The 17,462-nt window shown below is 63.2% G+C and carries 16 protein-coding genes; 5 read left to right on the plus strand and 11 right to left on the minus strand.

Going from position 1 to position 17,462, the window contains the following annotated elements:
* Nucleotides 1-78: 78 nt before the first annotated feature.
* Nucleotides 79-489, minus strand: a complete 411-nt coding sequence (locus AC1DY9_RS09395) for a DUF2306 domain-containing protein (protein WP_477666370.1) — start codon at nucleotides 487-489, stop codon at nucleotides 79-81.
* 299 nt (nucleotides 490-788) lie between these two features.
* On the opposite strand from AC1DY9_RS09395, the gene AC1DY9_RS09400 reads away from it, so the two are divergent.
* The 3 genes from AC1DY9_RS09400 to AC1DY9_RS09410 all read left to right on the plus strand — a co-directional run bounded on the left by AC1DY9_RS09400 (nucleotide 789) and on the right by AC1DY9_RS09410 (nucleotide 3,366).
* Nucleotides 789-1,622: an undecaprenyl-diphosphate phosphatase gene (locus AC1DY9_RS09400; protein WP_457279124.1), complete on the plus strand. Its 834-nt coding sequence runs from the start codon at nucleotides 789-791 to the stop codon at nucleotides 1,620-1,622.
* Between the two features lie 44 nt (nucleotides 1,623-1,666).
* On the plus strand, nucleotides 1,667-2,872 hold the full coding sequence (locus AC1DY9_RS09405) for a dienelactone hydrolase family protein (RefSeq protein ID WP_457279123.1): 1,206 nt from the start codon (nucleotides 1,667-1,669) through the stop codon (nucleotides 2,870-2,872).
* 98 nt (nucleotides 2,873-2,970) lie between these two features.
* Nucleotides 2,971-3,366 (plus strand): DUF3597 domain-containing protein, encoded by a 396-nt coding sequence (locus tag AC1DY9_RS09410; RefSeq protein ID WP_477666371.1) that lies wholly within the window; start codon nucleotides 2,971-2,973, stop codon nucleotides 3,364-3,366.
* Between the two features lie 18 nt (nucleotides 3,367-3,384).
* Here AC1DY9_RS09410 and AC1DY9_RS09415 read toward each other — a convergent pair whose 3' ends face one another.
* The 5 genes from AC1DY9_RS09415 to mutS form a co-directional block, all read right to left on the minus strand.
* Nucleotides 3,385-4,890: an acyl-CoA-binding protein gene (locus AC1DY9_RS09415; protein WP_477666372.1), complete on the minus strand. Its 1,506-nt coding sequence runs from the start codon at nucleotides 4,888-4,890 to the stop codon at nucleotides 3,385-3,387.
* 1 nt (nucleotide 4,891) lies between these two features.
* On the minus strand, nucleotides 4,892-6,172 hold the full coding sequence (locus tag AC1DY9_RS09420; protein WP_477666373.1) for an MASE1 domain-containing protein: 1,281 nt from the start codon (nucleotides 6,170-6,172) through the stop codon (nucleotides 4,892-4,894).
* 868 nt (nucleotides 6,173-7,040) lie between these two features.
* Entirely contained in the window at nucleotides 7,041-7,883 is an 843-nt protein-coding gene (locus tag AC1DY9_RS09425) for an alpha/beta hydrolase (protein WP_457279119.1), read from the minus strand.
* Nucleotides 7,884-7,886: 3 nt separating this feature from the next.
* Nucleotides 7,887-8,714, minus strand: a complete 828-nt coding sequence (locus tag AC1DY9_RS09430; protein ID WP_477666374.1) for a proteasome-type protease — start codon at nucleotides 8,712-8,714, stop codon at nucleotides 7,887-7,889.
* Nucleotides 8,715-8,764: 50 nt separating this feature from the next.
* Nucleotides 8,765-11,377, minus strand: a complete 2,613-nt coding sequence (gene mutS, locus AC1DY9_RS09435; RefSeq protein WP_477666375.1) for a DNA mismatch repair protein MutS — start codon at nucleotides 11,375-11,377, stop codon at nucleotides 8,765-8,767.
* A gap of 311 nt (nucleotides 11,378-11,688) precedes the next feature.
* Here mutS and AC1DY9_RS09440 point away from each other — a divergent pair, with 311 nt between their 5' ends.
* Nucleotides 11,689-12,546, plus strand: a complete 858-nt coding sequence (locus tag AC1DY9_RS09440; RefSeq protein WP_457279116.1) for a lysophospholipid acyltransferase family protein — start codon at nucleotides 11,689-11,691, stop codon at nucleotides 12,544-12,546.
* Nucleotides 12,547-12,583: 37 nt separating this feature from the next.
* Nucleotides 12,584-13,360, plus strand: a complete 777-nt coding sequence (locus AC1DY9_RS09445; protein ID WP_457279115.1) for a glycosyltransferase family 2 protein — start codon at nucleotides 12,584-12,586, stop codon at nucleotides 13,358-13,360.
* Here the strand turns inward: AC1DY9_RS09445 and AC1DY9_RS09450 are convergent.
* The 5 genes from AC1DY9_RS09450 to AC1DY9_RS09470 are packed head-to-tail and all read right to left on the minus strand — an operon-like array spanning nucleotide 13,348 to nucleotide 17,445.
* Nucleotides 13,348-14,148: a class I SAM-dependent methyltransferase gene (locus tag AC1DY9_RS09450; protein WP_477666376.1), complete on the minus strand. Its 801-nt coding sequence runs from the start codon at nucleotides 14,146-14,148 to the stop codon at nucleotides 13,348-13,350. The genes AC1DY9_RS09445 and AC1DY9_RS09450 overlap by 13 nt on opposite strands.
* An 11-nt stretch (nucleotides 14,149-14,159) precedes the next feature.
* Nucleotides 14,160-14,894, minus strand: a complete 735-nt coding sequence (fabG, locus tag AC1DY9_RS09455) for a 3-oxoacyl-ACP reductase FabG (RefSeq protein WP_457279113.1) — start codon at nucleotides 14,892-14,894, stop codon at nucleotides 14,160-14,162.
* Complete coding sequence (locus AC1DY9_RS09460) at nucleotides 14,891-15,397, minus strand: hotdog family protein (protein WP_457279781.1); 507 nt, start codon at nucleotides 15,395-15,397, stop codon at nucleotides 14,891-14,893. The genes fabG and AC1DY9_RS09460 overlap by 4 nt, the downstream gene beginning before the upstream one ends.
* A gap of 14 nt (nucleotides 15,398-15,411) precedes the next feature.
* Nucleotides 15,412-16,242 (minus strand): beta-ketoacyl synthase chain length factor, encoded by an 831-nt coding sequence (locus AC1DY9_RS09465; RefSeq protein ID WP_457279112.1) that lies wholly within the window; start codon nucleotides 16,240-16,242, stop codon nucleotides 15,412-15,414.
* Between the two features lie 9 nt (nucleotides 16,243-16,251).
* A complete protein-coding gene (locus AC1DY9_RS09470) occupies nucleotides 16,252-17,445 on the minus strand; it encodes a beta-ketoacyl-[acyl-carrier-protein] synthase family protein (RefSeq protein WP_457279780.1) in 1,194 nt (397 codons plus the stop codon).
* Between the last annotated feature and the right edge of the window lie 17 nt (nucleotides 17,446-17,462).

Raw genomic sequence — 17,462 nt, forward strand, 5'->3', positions numbered from 1 at the left:
TCACCGGACTCCGTGCACGGACCGTCCTGCCACGGGCTCGTCAAAAAATGCTGCGGCTTTTCCGGGCGATGTGGAAAGTCACAGCAGGCCGAGCTGCATCCACAGCATCTTGCCCAGGTAGCGGTCGGGCATCAGCGTGAACACGCCTGCCACAAGGCATGCGCCAATGTAGAGGGACTGCATGGCGCGGCGGTGGCCCGCAATGTTGCCGCGGCTCAAATGCCAGAATGCGCCGGTCAGGCTGAGCAGTGTGAAGGGCACCAGCAGGTGGATGGGTGTGTAGCCGTCGATATTGGGGTAGTCATAGTCGCGGATGAAAACTGCCGTCGCGGCGGTGACCAGCATCATCGTCACAAAAGCATAACCAAAAGCCCGGTGCAGCTTGGGCCGCTGCACGCGTCCTTTGCGCGCCCACAGCGCGACGGGCCCAATGACGATGGCGGTGCTGGCAGCAAACAGATGAATGGCGATCAGCGGTGTCAGTTGCATGGCTGTGGCGACTGGCGAAGGGGTAACAAATTGTGCACAGAAATGCCACCCCTGTCCAGACTCACTGCGGTAGCTGGTTCCCCCTCGAGGGAGCAGGCGCCTGCGGTCTGGCAAAGCCACTCCCGCGGCCCTACTGGTGAAATACCCCATCCGGGTTGCGCGCCGGGAGCTCTTGAACCCAGCCGGGGCCGCGGAACCGGCTTTGCCGGGCCGCAGGCGCAGCGGCCCCCTCGGGGGGCAGGGAGCGACACGAAGTGCGCGACCGTGGGGGCCATAATCTTTCATTTTCTGGAGACCGCGTGGATATAGCACTGTTGATCAAAGCCGCCGTCATGGGCATCGTCGAGGGCCTGACTGAATTCCTGCCGATCTCTTCGACAGGGCACCTGATATTGGCCGGCGCTCTGCTGGGATTTGACGATGAAAAAGCCAAGGTGTTTGACATCGCGATCCAGACCGGCGCCATTTTTGCGGTGATCCTCGTGTACTGGCAGAAGATCCGCGCCACAGCCGTAGCCCTGCCGACCGAGAAACAGGCGCAACAGTTTGTGCTGAATGTGCTGGTGGCCTTTGTGCCCGCCGTGGTGCTGGGCCTGCTGTTCGGCAAGGCCATCAAGGCCCATCTTTTCACGCCGGTGGTGGTGGCCAGCACCTTCATCATCGGCGGCTTCATCATCCTCTGGGCCGAAAAGCGCCAGCAAAAGAACACCGCGGCTGCGCGCATCCAGGAGGTGGAGGACATGACCGTGATGGACGCGGTGAAGGTCGGCCTGGTGCAATGCCTGGCGATGATTCCCGGCACCAGCCGAAGCGGTGCGACCATCATCGGCGGCATGCTGCTGGGGCTGTCGCGCAAGGCCGCGACCGACTTCTCGTTTTTCCTGGCCATGCCGACGCTGATTGGCGCCGGCGCCTACAGCCTGTACAAGGAACGGGCGCTGCTGTCTGCTGCCGACATGCCCATGTTCGCGGTAGGCCTGGTGTTTTCGTTTTTCAGCGCCTGGCTTTGCGTGCGCTGGCTGCTGCGCTACATCTCGACCAACAGCTTTGTGCCGTTTGCCTGGTACCGCATCGCGTTCGGCATTGTGGTGCTGGCCACGGCATGGAGCGGGCTGGTGGTTTGGGCGGCGTAAACAACTGAGCGTCCGGTAAAAGAGACGCAGAGGAGGGGACTACCATGACCTGGCTTCGTTATTTTTCTGTTCTTCTTTTTGGCTTTCTGCTGGCACAGCTGTCGCATGCGAGTGGCCCGGTATTTATCCCGTCGCAGGACGGCAAGCTGCAGATTCCCGGCTACTGGTTCGACACCGGCGACAAGGATCCGCGGCCCGTCATCATCGGCCTGCATGGCTGTGGCGGCGGGCTCGACAGCAAAGGCAATTTTGCCGAGCGGCTCTTCCGCTATGGCGGGTACTTCAACGCGGAGCGCATGCATTTCCTCGCGCTGGACAGCTTCACCCCGCGTGGCCAGAAATCGATTTGCGAGACGCCCAACAAGCTTCGCACCATTCACGAAAGCGACCGCCGCGAGGACGTGTTCGCCGCCATCGACTGGCTGGTGAAGCAGCCGTCCGTGGATGCTTCGCGCATTGTGGTCCTGGGCTGGTCGCATGGCGCGCAGACAGTGCTCAGCACCATCGACGCCACAGACAAATTCGTGCAGGCACAGAAGGTGCAGCCGCGCGCCGCCGTGGCTTTTTACCCTGGCTGCCTGCTGAACAACAGGATGTGGAACTATGAAGTCCATGTGCCGCTTTTGATCATGATCGGCGAGCTTGACGACTGGACACTGGCCCCGGAATGCGTCACCCTGCATGGGCGCCTGCAAAAGAACAAAGCCAATGCGCCGGTGGAACTGACGGTTTACCCCGGCAGCTACCACGGCTTTGACGGCCCCGGGCCTGTCAAGCAAATGGAAGGCCTGGGCAACACCAAAACCGGCAAGGCCACGGTGGGCGGTAACCCCGCAGCGCGGGAAGCATCGCATGCGCGCATGTTCGAGTTTCTCTCGGCGCAATTGGGCCAGCCTTTGCTGTTGTCGCACGCCCAGCGCTTCAAAGGGCATCACTACGTGGTGCCGCCTGCCTCCGGCTTTGCGGCGGCCGATGACACGGCGGCCGTGCCGCTCAGCGACGCCGGCAAGGCGCGTTATGCCCACTTCCGTACCTTGCCGTCCCCCAAAGCCTTTGCCGTGACGGAAAAGGGCGGCTGGTACTTCAACGCTGGCGAGCCCGAAGCGATCGCGACGACCTTCCAGCAGTGTGCGAGGGCAAAATCAAGGTGCTGGCTGTATGCGGTAGACGATCAGGTGGTGTGGCAGCCCGATGCGGCGGCGCGAGCGGGTGAAGCGGGCCTGAAACGCGTGAGTGCGCCAGCCCGTTGAGCGATGCGTTGCCCAAGCTGCGATTGGCGTGACGTCTGACAAAAGCTGTCACGTCCCGGTGTTACGCTGGATTTTTAAACTTCACCCAGGGGCGCACCATGAGTATTCTCGGCAAAATTTTCGGCAAGATATTTCCCTCGCTGCAAACGCCCGACGCAGCGCCGCCGGTGGCTGCCGCCCCCGCTGACACAGCCCCCGCAGCGCCTGCCCCGGCGCCTGCAGCGCCGCCCATGCAGCAGGTCGATGTCGAAGCCCTGCTCAACGGCATGGCCAGCAAGAACCCGGAAAAACTCAACTGGAAGACCTCCATCGTCGACCTGATGAAGCTCCTGCACCTGGACAGCAGCCTGGGTGAGCGCAAGGAGCTGGCGAAGGAGCTGGGTTACACGGGCGACATGAATGACAGCGCGACCATGAACATCTGGCTGCACAAGCAGGTCATGAACAAGCTGGCAGCCAACGGCGGCAAGGTACCCGCCGACCTGATGGACTAGGCTTGCGAGGGGTAACGCTCAGGCGGACCTGAGCTTTTCGACCAGGGCTGTGTAGCCGGCCATCGCGTCTTCGCGGGTCATGCCCTTGCGCTGGGCCCATGCATCGTATTTGGCGCGGCCTGTCACGTCCATCATGCCGGGGCGTTCGCCGGTCGCGTCGCCCAGCGTCGCCTGTTTGTACAGGGCATAGAGGCCCAGCAGGGCTTCGTTGTCAGGTGGTTGGGCCAGCGTCTTCACTGCGATGCCGGCGGCTTCAAAAGCGCGCTCGGCTTCGCTGGGCCCGGCAGGGGCCACCGGTTCACCAAAGTGCGCGTCTTCCAGCGCCACGTCGTCGGGAAACCAGCGCGCATCGAGCAGCCGGCCCGAGCGCACCGCAAAGGCCAGCACACCCTGCGACATCAGGCCGCCGGCCGTGAGCGTGGCGGGCACCACGGCCACGCCGGCATTGAACACCGGCTGCCCGAATGCCGTGAACCGCACTGCAGCGGCCCACGGCAGCATGGCCTGCAGACCCTTGTTGCCGCGGTAGACGCCGCTGGCGCGGTTGGCGCCGGGCTGGAACCATGCCATGTCCGAAGCGCCCCTGGCAAAGATGCCGGTGAAGTCGCCGGCTTCGAGCGCCGTGCGCAGCGCTTGCGCAAAGGCGGCCAGTGCTTCGGGGCTCATCTTCGGGTCGTCTACCGCCATGCCCAGTGAGGCCGCGCTGCTGGCGCCGAAAAACTCCAGCACGTTGCGGGCAACCTGTTCGCGGTCGTTGTCGACGCAGATCATGTGATAGCTGTTTTCCAGCACCACCATGCGGGCTTTGGCGCCGCCGATCTGCTCGACCAGGTAGTTGGCCGAGCTCAGGCTTGTGAGTTCGTCCTCGCGTGCGTGGATGACCAGGGTTTCGCTGGCCATGTCTTTCAGGCCCGTCATCACCCAGCCGCGAAGCCGGTCTACCTGCCGCACGCAGGCCAGCGGTACCCAGCGGTAATGAAAGGCTTCACCACGCGCAAATTTGGCTTTAACGATGGCGCGCAGCTGTTCGTTCTTGATGCCGAAAGGGTCTTCTTCCTCGACCTTCATGCGTGCCGCAACGCCGGGCACGTGGTACATCAGGTGGCGCAGCGGGGTGTACCAGGCGGTGGCCCAGCCGTCGATGTAGATAGGCGGCGCCAGCGCGATCAGCTTGCCGCGCGTGTGCTTTTGCCGCTTGGCCAGCTCGGTGGCCAGCAGCGCGCCCATGCACATGCCCATGATGTGGAAGTTGTCGTGCAGCGCGGCTACCTCGTGGTACTTGGCCGTAACGGCATCCATCCACTGTTCGGCGGTCACGTTCACCAAATCCTCGGGCGTGGTGCCGTGGCCGGGCAGCGTCAGGGAGTGCGTGACGAAACCGGCGTTTTTCAGCCGCTTGTGCATGGAGCCCAAATCGTATTGCGTGCCGCCCAGCCCGTGGATAAGGAAAACGGCCGGCGTTTTCGTGTCCGCGGCCGGCGCTGGCGACTCGGCGGACGCGGTGCTGGAAGTGTCCAGAGCCACGTCAGGCCTCGACTTCCAGCAGCGCTGCAACCTGTTCGACATTGCCGTCGGCGCCGCGCACACCCGACAGGCGCGCGTTCACGCTGGCCACGCGGCCGTCGCTCCAGCGCAGGGTGTTCTTCCACAGCACGTGGTCGCGCTGGCCCTGCGTCAGGTCGCGCCAGTCGGCTTGCAGTCCGGGCTGCTCTTGCGGGTCGGCGTGGGCGATGAAGTCCTGCACGGTCAGCAGCGCGTTGGCGTTGGTGCGCAGCAACTCGCTGGCGCCTTCGCCCCATTCGGCAGCGCCCGTCCTGGCGTCAAAATTGGCGACCACCGTGCGGTTGGAGTCCAGCACCTGGCGGTAGCGGGTGCGCCAGTCCTGCGCCTGCGCCAGGGCCTGTGCGGCGGTGGCGCCCAGGGCATTGACCACGCCGACCAGCAGCGCCATCACGGCGACATAACCCTGGATCTCGATCACGGCCTCACCGGGAAAGCCTTCCACCTCGGCGAAGGGGCCGCCGCCGACGTTGGTCCAGGCTACCAGGGCCAGCGCGCCGATGAGCGTGGCCACCGTGGCGCCGCGTTCTTTCCAGAGGATGGCGGTTACCACCATGAAGGGCAGCGGCAGGTAGGTGAGGGTGGGGCCCAGTGATGCGCTGAACCGGTCGGACACATCGCTCGAAAAGATCAGCCCCGCCACCACAAAGAAAAGCAGAAAGGTGCCGGCGCCCGCCAGGAACTGGCTGGTGGCCATGCCGCCCGATCGCTTGACCTTGAAGCTGGAAAACGCAGTGATGAGCGGCGCAATCAGCAAGATGCCGACAAAGGTGGTGCAGGTCCACACGCGCCATTCGGTCAGCAGGACAACGGGCTCGGGCAGGGCCCAGCTCCAGAGCATCACGCCGATGCTGGCACCCAGCGCGGAGGTCAGCAGTGCGCCCAGCAGCACGCCGGCGTAAGCCTTGCCCGGCTCCATGCCGCCGTCGGGCCCGGTGCTGCGCAGCAGGCGCGCCACCCAGGCGCCCAGGCTTGCGCAGAGGGCTTCGTTCAGGCCAAAAGCGATGGCCGGCAGCACGGCCAGGCCGTCCAGCAAAGCCAGCGCGATGGCCGCCAGCGCGGCGCCCGCCAGCACGGAAGGGCGCTTGGGCGGTTTCACGGCCAGCAGCGCGCCAAAGGTGACACCCGTGGCCAGCCAGACGGATGCGCTCAGCGTCATCGCGTCGCCCATGCTTTGGGACAGCACCGCTGCAACGGCCCAGGCTAGAAAGGTCACGGCAAGGGTGACGATAAAGGACAGGGCCATGAGAAACCTCCTCTGAGAGTCGTTCTGATGCGCGGCGCAGGGGCTACCGGATGATGTGGGCTAGTTTATCCAGTCTGTTGCAAATGTAGAACCGCGGTCTTAAGGGTAAGTCCCCCGCGGCGTCAACATCGCTGAGATCTACACTTTTAGGTGATTTTTGGCCTTTGGGGAAATAGGAACGGGCGCTGGCAGCTATTGAATTGATAGCGGTTCCTTGAGGCCGGTTTGTGTTCCGACTGGGCGCTTTCGTCTAGGAGCTGCTGGCCGGGGGTTGCCCGGCATGCAAGTAACTTTCTTTTGCTTCGCCAAAAGAAAGTCACCAAAGAAAAGGCGACCCTGCTGTCTGCGACCCTTCGCTTCGCTACGGGCAACCTGCGGTGCTCGGTTCAGGCGGGGTCTCGCTCGAACTCGCTTCGCTCAGACAATCGCGATCCCTGATCCGCCTGAACCTCCGCTCCTCGGCGCAGACAGAAGGGGCTAGCGGGAGCGGGGACCGAATACCAATACCCAAGACAAATACCAACAAGGACTCGCCACGGCGAGTCCTTGTTTCTTCCGGAATTTGGGGTTTGTCTTCGGCTGTTGGGTATTGGGTGTTGGCTCCCTCCCACCCCCTTGTGGATGCGCCGAGGAGCGGAGGTTCAGACGGATCAGGGCAAAAACTTGTTTGAGCGAAGCGAGTTGTTTTTGACCCCGGCTGGACCGAGCACCGCAGGCTGCCCGCAGCGCAGCGGAGGGACGCAGGAACCAGGGTCGCCTTTCTTTTGCTTACTTTTCTTTGGCGAAGCAAAGAAAAGTGAGTTGCATGCCGGGCAACCCCCGGCCAGCCGCCCTCGGCAAAGAGTGCACCGCCGGAAACAACAGCAGCCTACTCGAGGAAATTCCTCAAAGCCGCCTCAATCGCAGCCGCCGTTGCCAACGGCTTCTCCATCGGAAACAGATGACTCCCATCCAGCATCATGATCCGCCCCTTCGTCACTTTTTCGGTCATCGCCATCCCAACCTGCTTCATCTCCACCGATTGCCGCCCGCCGATAAAGGCAACGGGGCATTTCAGCGGATGGCGTTTGAGCAAACCTTCCAGATTGTGCGGAAGCGTGTTGTAGATCGCGGTTTCGACGTCGCGGTCGAAGCTCAGCAACTGCTTTCCATCGTCGTCGCCGGTGCCTTCGTAGGTGCCATGCTCGATGTAGTCACGCAGCACTTGTTCGTCCCAGGCGGCAAACGCCTTCTTGCTGCGAAAGTGTTCAAACACTTCCTCCTTGCCCAGCCACTGGTTCTTGCGTTTGCGGCTGATGGCGCCGGGGGAGATGGAGCCCACCAGTTGTGCGCGCTTGGCGACGCTCAGCGCCGCAGCGCGCCAGCCGCCCAGGATGGGGGAGTCGACCAGCACCACGCCCTTGACGGGCTGGCCGCCCAGCACAGGATTACGTGCGGCGCACATCAGGCTTAAAAAGCCGCCCAGCGAATGGCCCACCAGGAAAGCCGGCTGGCCGGATTTTTCAACCTCGCGGGCCGTGAAGTCGGCCAACTGCTGCACCAGGTGCGGCCAGTTGCTGGTGACCGGGTAGCGCGGGTCGTGGCCGAATTTTTCAATCGCCTTGACCTGAAAGCCGCGTGCTTTCAGGCTCTGGAACACCGCGCTGTAGGTGCTGGCCGGGAAGCTGTTGCCGTGGGAAAAAATGACCAGCGGCTTTGCGTTGGCGGGCACGGCTTAAATCAGTTTTTCGTCAGGCGTGCTGATCTTCTTCAACGGCTCATGGCGCGTGGCCGGCATCTTCAACGGGATGTCGGTGTGCGCGTCGTCCCACACCGGGTCTTCGATGCTGTCGAACACCTCGCGCAGCTTCTGGCCCCAACTGCTGTGCATCATGCGGTAGTAGGGGTTGTCGTTGTCGATGCAGACGATCTTGTCGCTCTGGTAGGTGTCGGCCTCATAGACCACCAGGTCCAGCGGCAGGCCAACCGAGAGATTCGACTTCATGGTCGAGTCCATGGACACCAGCACGCACTTGGCGGCTTCGGCCAGCGGCGTGGCCGGGGTGAGCACGCGGTCCAGCACGGGTTTGCCGTATTTGGATTCGCCGACCTGGAAATAAGGCGTCTCGTCGGTGGCTTCGATGAAGTTGCCGGCCGAATACATCTGGAAGAGGCGCATGTTCTCGCCGCGGATTTGTCCGCCGAAGACCAGCGAGACGTTGAAGTCGACATCGGCGTTTTTCAATGCTTCGGCGTCGCGGTCGTAGACGCGGCGTATCGCCGAGCCCAGCACGCGGGCTGCGTCGAACATGCTTTTGGCGTTCCAGATCGTGATGGCTTCGCCGCCGTCGGGGTCCTTGAGCTGCTCGACCTGCAGGATTTCGCGGATCGACTGGGAAATCGACAGATTGCCGGCCGACAGCAGCACCATGAAACGGTCGCCCGGCTTTTCATAGACGATCATTTTGCGGAAGGTGCTGATGTGGTCCAGGCCCGCGTTGGTGCGGGAGTCTGACAGGAACACCAGCCCGGCGTTGAGTTTGGCGGCGACGCAGTAAGTCATGAGGTGGCTTTGGTGGCTTGGAAGTGTGGGGGCGGTCGGGTTGCGCTGGGTCACGGTGAGGCGGAGATCTTTTTCAGGCGGTACAGGGCGTCCAGCGCTTCGCGCGGACTCAGTGCGTCAGGGTCTATGGTACCCAATGCCTTGTCCACGGCACTTTGCTCGGGCGCCGCCGCTTCGGGAGGGGCGGCAAACAGGTCGACCTGGGCGCGGGCTTCGGTCTGGTGGGCTTCCAGCGCGGTGAGCGCATGACGGGCGTGGTTGACGACGGCGGCGGGCACGCCGGCCAGCTTGGCCACGGCAATCCCGTAGCTTTTGCTGGCGGGGCCGGGCTCGATGTGGTGCAAAAACACGATGTCGGCGCCGGACTCGACCGCGCTCACGTGCACGTTGATCGCACCGTGGTGCTGCGCCGGGAATTCGGTGAGCTCGAAGTAATGCGTGGCAAACAGCGTGAAAGCCTGCGTCTTGTTGTGCAGGTAGGCCGCGATGCCGCCGGCCAGCGCCAGGCCGTCGAATGTCGAGGTGCCGCGGCCGATTTCGTCCATCAGCACCAGCGAATGCGGTGTGGCGGCGTGCAGGATCTGCGCGGCCTCGGTCATCTCCAGCATGAAGGTCGATTGCGCGTTGGCCACGTCGTCGGCCGCACCTATGCGGGTGTGGATAGCATCTATGGGCCCGAGCCGGCAGCTGGCCGCCGGCACGTAAGAGCCCACGCTGGCCAGCAGCACGATCAACGCCACCTGGCGCATATAGGTCGATTTACCGCCCATGTTGGGGCCGGTGATGACCTGCATGCGGTGTTTGCCGCTCATGACGGAATCGTTGGCGATGAAGGCGCCGCCGCCCGTCTCGGCCAGGCGTGCCTCCACCACCGGGTGGCGGCCCTGGACGATGTCGATGCAGGGCTCGCGCACAAACACCGGCGCGGCCCAGTTGAGGGTGAGCGAGCGTTCGGCCAACGCGCACAGCGCGTCGAGTGAGGCGAGAGCGCGCGCCAGGCGGCTCAGCGCGGGAATGAAGTCCTGCAACTGGTCGAGCAGCTGTTCATACAGCCACTTCTCGCGCGCCAGTGCGCGCTCCTGTGCCGACAGGGCCTTGTCTTCAAAGGCTTTGAGCTCGGGCGTGATGTAGCGCTCGGCATTTTTCAGTGTCTGGCGGCGTCGGTAGTCGTCGGGCACCTTGTCGAGTTGGCCCTGCGTGACTTCAATATAAAAGCCGTGCACCTTGTTGAACTGCACGCGCAGGTTGGCGATGCCGGTGCGGGCTTTCTCGCGGCCTTCCAGGTCCAGCAGAAAGTCGTCGCAATTGGTCTGGATGGCGCGCAGCTCATCCAGGTCGGCATCGCAGCCGTGGTTGATGACGCCGCCGTCGCGTATCAGCGCGGCAGGCTCGTCCAGCACATAGCGGCCGAGCAGTTCACGGCAGCCTTCCGGCGGCTTCAGGTCTTCAAAAATTTTGGTTAAAAGTGCCGGCAGTCCAATACTGGCGGGCGCAACCAGCTCTGTTTTTTGTAGCGTGTCTTTCAGGGCCACGAGCTCGCGCGGTCGCACCTGGCGCAGCGCGATGCGCGCCGTAATGCGTTCCACATCGCTGCAGCCCTTGAGTTTGGCGCGCAGGGTTTGCTGGGAGCCGCTGCGCAGGTGGGTAATGGCATCCAGCCTGTCGGCGGCCTGTGCCCGGTCACGGCGCGGGGTGAGCAGCCAGCTTTTCAGTGCACGGCTGCCCATGCCGGTGGTGCAGGTGTCCAGCAGCGAAAACAACGTGGGCGAATCTTCGCCGCGCAGGGTCTGCGTGAGTTCCAGGTTGCGGCGCGTGGTTTGCGGCAGCTCGATCAGCTCGCCCGAACGCACCACCTGCAGGCCTTGCACGTGCGACAGTGCCCTGCCTTGCGTGTGTTCGGCGTAGCCCAGCAGCGCCGAGGCGGCGGCGTGCGCCTCATTCAGTGCTTCGGCATTCCAGGATGCGAGCGAGGCGACCTTGAGCTGGTCCAGCAAGCGGCGCGCGCCCAGGGCGGAATCAAACTGCCATGCCGGGCGGGCGCTGACGGCGCAGCGCTGGGCTTTGAGGCGCTGCTCAAAGGCCGGCGTCACATCGACGTTGTAAAGCAGTTCGCTGGGCGCCACGCGCGCCAGCCAGGCTTCGAGTTCGTCATTGGCGCAGTGCGCCAGATGGATTTCGCCCTGCGTCACGCTGAGCCAGGCCAGGCCGCAGGTGTTGCGCGCGCCCTGGTGCACGGCCAGCAGGATGGATTCGGTTTTGTCGCTCAGCAGTTCAGTGTCTGTGAGTGTGCCGGGCGTGACCACGCGCACCACTTTGCGCTCCACGGGGCCTTTGCTGGTGGCGACGTCGCCGACCTGCTCGCAGATGGCCACCGACTCGCCGAGTTTGATGAGTTTGGCCAGGTAGCCTTCCAGCGAATGAAAGGGCACACCCGCCATGACGACCGGCTCGCCCGCGGACTGGCCGCGCCGTGTCAGCGTGATGTCCAGCAGGCGGGAGGCCTTTTCGGCATCGGCAAAGAAGACTTCATAGAAATCCCCCATGCGGTAAAAAACCAGGGTGTCGGGGTACTCCGCCTTGATGCGCTTGTATTGCGTCATCATGGGCGTGTCTTCCGGCGCGCTGCCTGTTGGGTTTTTGCCCCGAATTGTTTCTTTTTGCATCAATGACCTGGCGCATGCGCGCTTCCTTCTTTTCGCATTTTCGTCTCACCTGGCGCCTATCTTAGGGGCCGTTCTTCGATGTTTCCGGACCCTGATTGTCCTTTACTATCAGGCACTTACTGCCACCACCGGCTTTTGCCGGGAAAGATTGCGCTGGACCCGTCAGTCGGCATAAAACCTTACGCTGGAATCCGGAAATCCGCCAAAGAGAGGCATTTTTGGGGAGGTAGACTCGCTTGCATTCATCTATTCAAAAAGCAAACCGGATACGGTCTGCGCCAGGGCCCACGACCTCAACCGAAAGGCAAGCAATGACCGAGCCGAGTATCCCGCCTTTCAACAGCGTAAGCGGGGCGGAGCCGACTGACACTGTGCTGCTTGCCGAGCCGTCCCTGGCCAATAAGGGCCGCAGGGCGGTGCATGAAACTGCCCGTCTTTGCGTGGGTTACCTGGTGCTTGTCGGCGTCAGCCTGGCGGTCTCGTTGCTGGCGGTGGTCATGCGGCCATTGTTGCCGAGGGTATTAAGCAAACGCTGGGGGCGCAGGCTTGTCGCAGCCACTTTCCGGTCTTACCTGCGCCTGCTGGTGTTGATGGGGGCCTGCCGGTTCGACCTGACGGCGCTGGATGCGCTTCAGGCAGGCCCTCCAGTGATCATCGCGCCCAATCATCCTTCCCTGCTGGACGCCATCATGATCCTGTCGCGTTTGCCGGACGCCACCTGCATCATGAAGGCGGACATCGTCAACAGCGTTTTTTTTGGGGCCGGTGCGCGGCTGGTAGGTTATATCCGCAATACGCCGCTGCGCACCATGGTGCAGCTGGCTGTCGCCGACTTGCGCCAGGGCAGCAGCTTGTTGCTTTTCCCGGAAGGCACCCGCACGCGGCGGTTTCCTGTAGGGCGTATGCAGGGAACGACCAGCCTGATTTCCAAATACGCGGGTGTGCCGGTACAAACCGTTTTTATCGAAACCGATTCGAGGTTTCTGGGCAAGGGCTGGTCCCTGCTATGGACGCCGAAAATGCCGGTCACTTACCGTGTTCGCCTCGGCAAATGCTTTGAGCCGGTCAGCGACACGGCGCACTTCACCGCAGAGCTGGAGCAATATTTCCAGACCGAGCTGGGGCGTACCCGGGCGTCCTCCCTGACTGCTTCTGCGCCGCCGGCGTGAAGCTGCACGCAGTTTTCCGTTCAAGCTATATCCCTCGATGAATGACTCCCTTCGCGACATGTCCAGGACGCACCTCGTCCTGATTCCCAGTTACAACCCCGGTGTCAAAGTTGACGAAACAGTTCGCAGTGCGCTTGCGCAGTGGGCGCCGGTCTGGGTGGTCGTTGACGGCAGCACGGACGGTAGCACCGACCGTCTGCTGGCAATGGCCGCAGACGATGCGCGCTTGCGTGTCGTGGTGTTGCCGCGCAATGTGGGCAAGGGTGCCGCGGTGCTGCACGGCATTGAGCTGGCTGCGGCCCAGGGGTTCACGCATGTGCTGACCATGGACTCCGATGGGCAGCACCCCGCCCACCTGATTCCGGAGTTCATGGTCGCGTCGCTGGCCCAACCCGCTGTCATGGTGCTCGGCGTGCCGGTGTTCGCCGCAGATGCACCGCGCCTGCGTGTCAATGGACGCAAGGTGTCCAATGGATGGGCCGACCTGGAAACCCTGTGGGCCGGCATCGGGGACTCCCTGTTCGGCTTTCGTGTGTACCCGATCGCGCCGCTGCGTGATGTGATGGCCGGGCAGCGCTGGATGCGCCGGTTTGATTTTGACCCGGAAGCGGTGGTGCGCATGTGCTGGCGCGGCGTGAAACCAGTCAACCTGCCGGCCACCGTGAAGTATTTTCGGCCCGACGAAGGGGGGGTGTCGCACTTCAACTACTTGCGCGACAACCTTTTGCTCACCTGGATGCATTCCCGGCTTTTCATCGGGTTTGTGCTGCGCTTGCCGGTGTTGCTGGCCCGGCGCCTGTTTCAGCGATCGTGATGAGTTGAGGCCAGGGCCGCGGAGCCGGGCAGCGACTTGACTGCCTGGTATTCTGAAAATACGCCGGCTTCCAGGTGTTGCCGGACATCCGCCAGGCCCGCCGCGCGCAGCGTGGCCAGCACCTGTTCGGGCGGCACGCAGGCTTCTATGCTGTCCCAGTAGTAGCGCCAGATGGACGCGGTTTCTTTTTGCCGCGAAACGAAGCGCGTCAGCAGCGGTATGACGCCGCGCATGTAGGTTTTGAGCAACCAGCGGCCCCAAGGGCTTTTTGCCTGGGTGATTTCGAGCACGCAGAGCCGTCCACCGGGCTTCAACACGCGTTCAAATTCTGCAAATGCCACCCTCAGGTCGCTGATGTGGCGCAGGGCATAGCCCATGCTTAAAAAATCGAAATGGTTGTCTGGAAACGGCAGGGACTCGGCCCGGCCTTCCACCAGCACCATGGTTTTTGGCAGCTTGCTGGCGGCCATCATGCCGGGGCTGGGATCAAGGCCGGTCACCAGCGTGGGGTCTCCGGTCAAGAGACACGCCTGGGCGGCAACCAGGCCGGTTCCCACGCCCACGTCGAGCACTTTCATGCCGGTTTTCAGGCCGCCGCGAATCAGTGCGTCGCGTCGATAGCGTGAACCGCTGCCCCAGGCCAGGATCGCCTCGATGCGGTCGTAGTCCGGCGCCGTGCTGTCAAAAATCCTGCGCAGATAGGTTTGCCGGTCCTGCTCTGTCTGGTAATACTCGGTCAGCGGGACATGAGGTGCATGCACCGTGGGAGTGTTTTCAGGAATGGTCATGGAGTGCCTTTTTAAATCATGCCGCCGTTGATGGAAATAACCTGGCCGCTGATGTAAGCTGCGCGCTCTGAAGTCAGAAAACTCACGAGGTCGGCGACTTCTTCGGGTCGGCCGGCTCGTTTCATGGGTACCAGCTGCGCGATGGCAGTGGCATCAAAACTGTCCTGGCTCATCGGCGTTGCGATGATGCCGGGCGCGACCGCATTGACCGTGATGCCGCGGCTGGCCACCTCCAGTGCAAGGGATTTTGTGGCCGAATGCAATGCGCCTTTGGCAGCCGAATAATTCACCTGTCCGCGGTTGCCTGCCACTGCGGCGACCGACGTGATGTTGATGATACGCCCCCAGCGCGTACGGATCATCGGCATCATCAAGGGCTGGGTGACATGAAAAAAACCATTCAGCGAGACGTCAATGACCTGTTGCCATTGCCGCAGCTGCATGCCCGGAAAGACCGCGTCGTCATGGATGCCGGCGTTGTTCACGATCACCTGGACCGGCCCCTGCAGCAGCAGGGTTTCCAGGGCAATGGCGGTTGCGGCGGCATCAGTGACATCAAACGCCACAGCCTCCGCATGACCGCCTGCCGCCTGGATGGAGGCCACCAGCGCTAAGGCGGCATCAAGGCCGCGGTTGGCATGCACGATGACGTGAAATCCATCGGCAGCCAGTTGCCGGCAAATGGCCGAGCCAATGGCGCCACTGCCACCGGTGACCAGCGCGCGTTTGAGTACGGAGGCGTTCATGCAGTCCCCTTGGATGGTGCGCCGAGCATCACCACGGCGCGGCCTGACAGAAGCAATGCAGGGCCCGCGTGGACCGTGAACCCATAAAGAATACTGCCGGCGTCGCCGCTCGTGCGCTCGGCATGGATGGTGAGCGCGAGGTTGATGTCGTCGAGTCTTTCGACATGCAGGGTGACGCCGCGAACGCTGACCAGGTAGCCGAAGGGGGCGGCATCGCCGGCCTGCGGGTGATTTTCCTGGGTACCGGCCACGGCTTCCGAGATCAGTGCGCCATGCACGGCCATGGCTTGCGCCGCATATTCAATCCCGCATGCGGCGCCCAGCCTTCCGTAGGCACGCAGGGGATTGCCGGCAGCGCGGTGGCTCGTGGCTTCGCAAGAAATTTGACTGTTGTCCCACGCCGTGACGCGTTCAAGCAGGCACATGCTGCCTTGATGGGGAATACGGCGCGCGATCTCGTCGTGCCCAAGGCTCAAAGGCGCGCTGCAGGCCTTGGTGGGCATCAGGCCTGCAAGTATCACGGTGCCACCTGCAGGGCCAGCTGCCGGCCGTCAAGGTAGTCCAGCACGATCCGGCCGCTTTGCTGCCGCGCGATGCTGCGCAGTAGAGGCAGGCAGCGTGCCGCAGGAATGTCTGTGCGCAGCTGTTCGAGCGCGGCGTCATCGAGCCGGTCGGCAGGCAAGGCCGTCAGGCAGTTGTCTGGTTCCAGCGTCCACTGCGCCTGGCTGCGTTCACTGCGGTGGGGTGTCAGCACCAGTCCCAGGCCGAAGGTGTCGGGAATGGGGCGTGTGCTGTACAGCGGCTCCGGGTAATCGGTGTCATAAGCGACCAGCAGCACGGGTATCTGGTCCACCGCTACCTGGGTCATGGCCTCCAGCAGGCCTGCCGAAAAACTTGCATCGCGCGCGCAAAGCACCGAGGACGAAACCATCGAGCCGCTTGAAATGCTCCAGTAGCCGGAGGCGGCGTTGTGCACTGAATTGTGAAAGCGCGTCGGGGAGATCAGCCTGTCGCTGGAGGCCAGCGCATTGCAGATTTCGTGGCAATTGACGGCGTCGCCGCTGGAAGATGAAAACACGGATGCCAGCATGGCAGCTTGCAGGCCCGAAGCTGCAACCGCTTCCTCGCTCACTGCCAGCGACACCTTGACCACCGCGCCGGCCCGGCGGCGTTCGGCCTGCGGCAAAGCCATGGGTGGCGGAAGAACGCAGCGCGTGGCTTGATAAGCGGTGCTGCCTTTGAGATATTCGCGCCCTTGCGCCCACCCCGCCAGTCCGGGGCCCAGCAGCCCGATACCTTCGACAAAAACCGTCAGCGCTGTTGCGGATGGGGATTGTGCTTGTGTCATGTCGGAACCTTAACCGGCACGGCCAAAAATCAGGCTGCAATTGGTTCCGCCGAAGCCGAAGGAATTGCTGAGCACATGCCGGGGGGCGGCCTCCTGGTTGTCCATGAGGTAGTTGACGGCCAGGGCCGGGTCGCGCTCGTGGGTGTTGATGCCGCCGGGCAGCAGGCCGTGCTGCAATGCGAGCGCGCAGATCACGGCTTCAAGCCCGCCTGCGGCGCCCAGCGTGTGGCCGGTGGCGCCCTTGGTGGAACTGCAGGGGGTGCCAGGGCCGAACAGCCCGGACACTGCCTTGGCTTCCGCGGCATCGTTGCTTTGTGTGGCTGTGCCGTGCAGGTTGATGTAGTCGATCCCGGCCGTGGTGAGGCCGGCCATATCCAGGGCCTGCTGCATGGCCAGCCGTGCACCCAGGCCGTCGGGATGGGGGGAGGACATGTGGTGGGCGTCGCTGGATTCGCCGACGCCCAGCAGCAGCACGTCACCTGGGGCGGGTTGTGCCGGCGTGGGCTCCAGCAGGGCGAAAGCGGCAGCTTCGCCAATGGTGATGCCGTTGCGCGCGGCGTCGAATGGCCTGCAAGCCTGGGGGGAAATCAGACCCAGCGAGTTAAAGCCATACAAGGTTGTGAGACACAGCGAATCTACCCCACCGACCACGGCAGCATCGATCAGACCCGCCCGCATCATTCTTCGCGCTGAAGCGAACACCTTGGCACTGGATGAGCAGGCTGACGAGACGACGGCGGCCGGGCCGGTCAGCCCAAGGTACTGGCGCGTGAAATCAGCGACAGAAAATGTATTGTGTGTTGTGCCGTAAATGAAATCGGGGGGCAGGGCGCCGGTTCCCGGGTCGCGCCGGCGATAGGCCAGTTCGGTTTGCAAAATGCCCGATGTACTGGTGCCGATGAAGACCCCCACGCGGTGCGCGCCGTATTTTTTGCTGGCGGCTGCCGCCGCTTCAGTAAAGCCGTCCTGTTGAAGCCCCAGCAGGGCGAGCCGGTTGTTGCGGCAGTCGAAGCGGGCCCATTGCGCAGGAAGCTGCACGCTGTCCGTGCCCGTGACCTCGCCTGCAAAGGTCGGCAGGTCGACTGTGTCGAACGTGCATGGGGCGAGCCCGCCCCGCCGCGTACGCAACGCGTCGAGAGTTTGTGCAAGACCGCGACCCATGCTGCTGGTTGCGGTGAAGTGGGAGAGCCAAAGTGGATACAGAGAAAAAACCAATCTGA

It is taken from the genome of Polaromonas sp. P1_F6 (assembly GCF_056405695.1).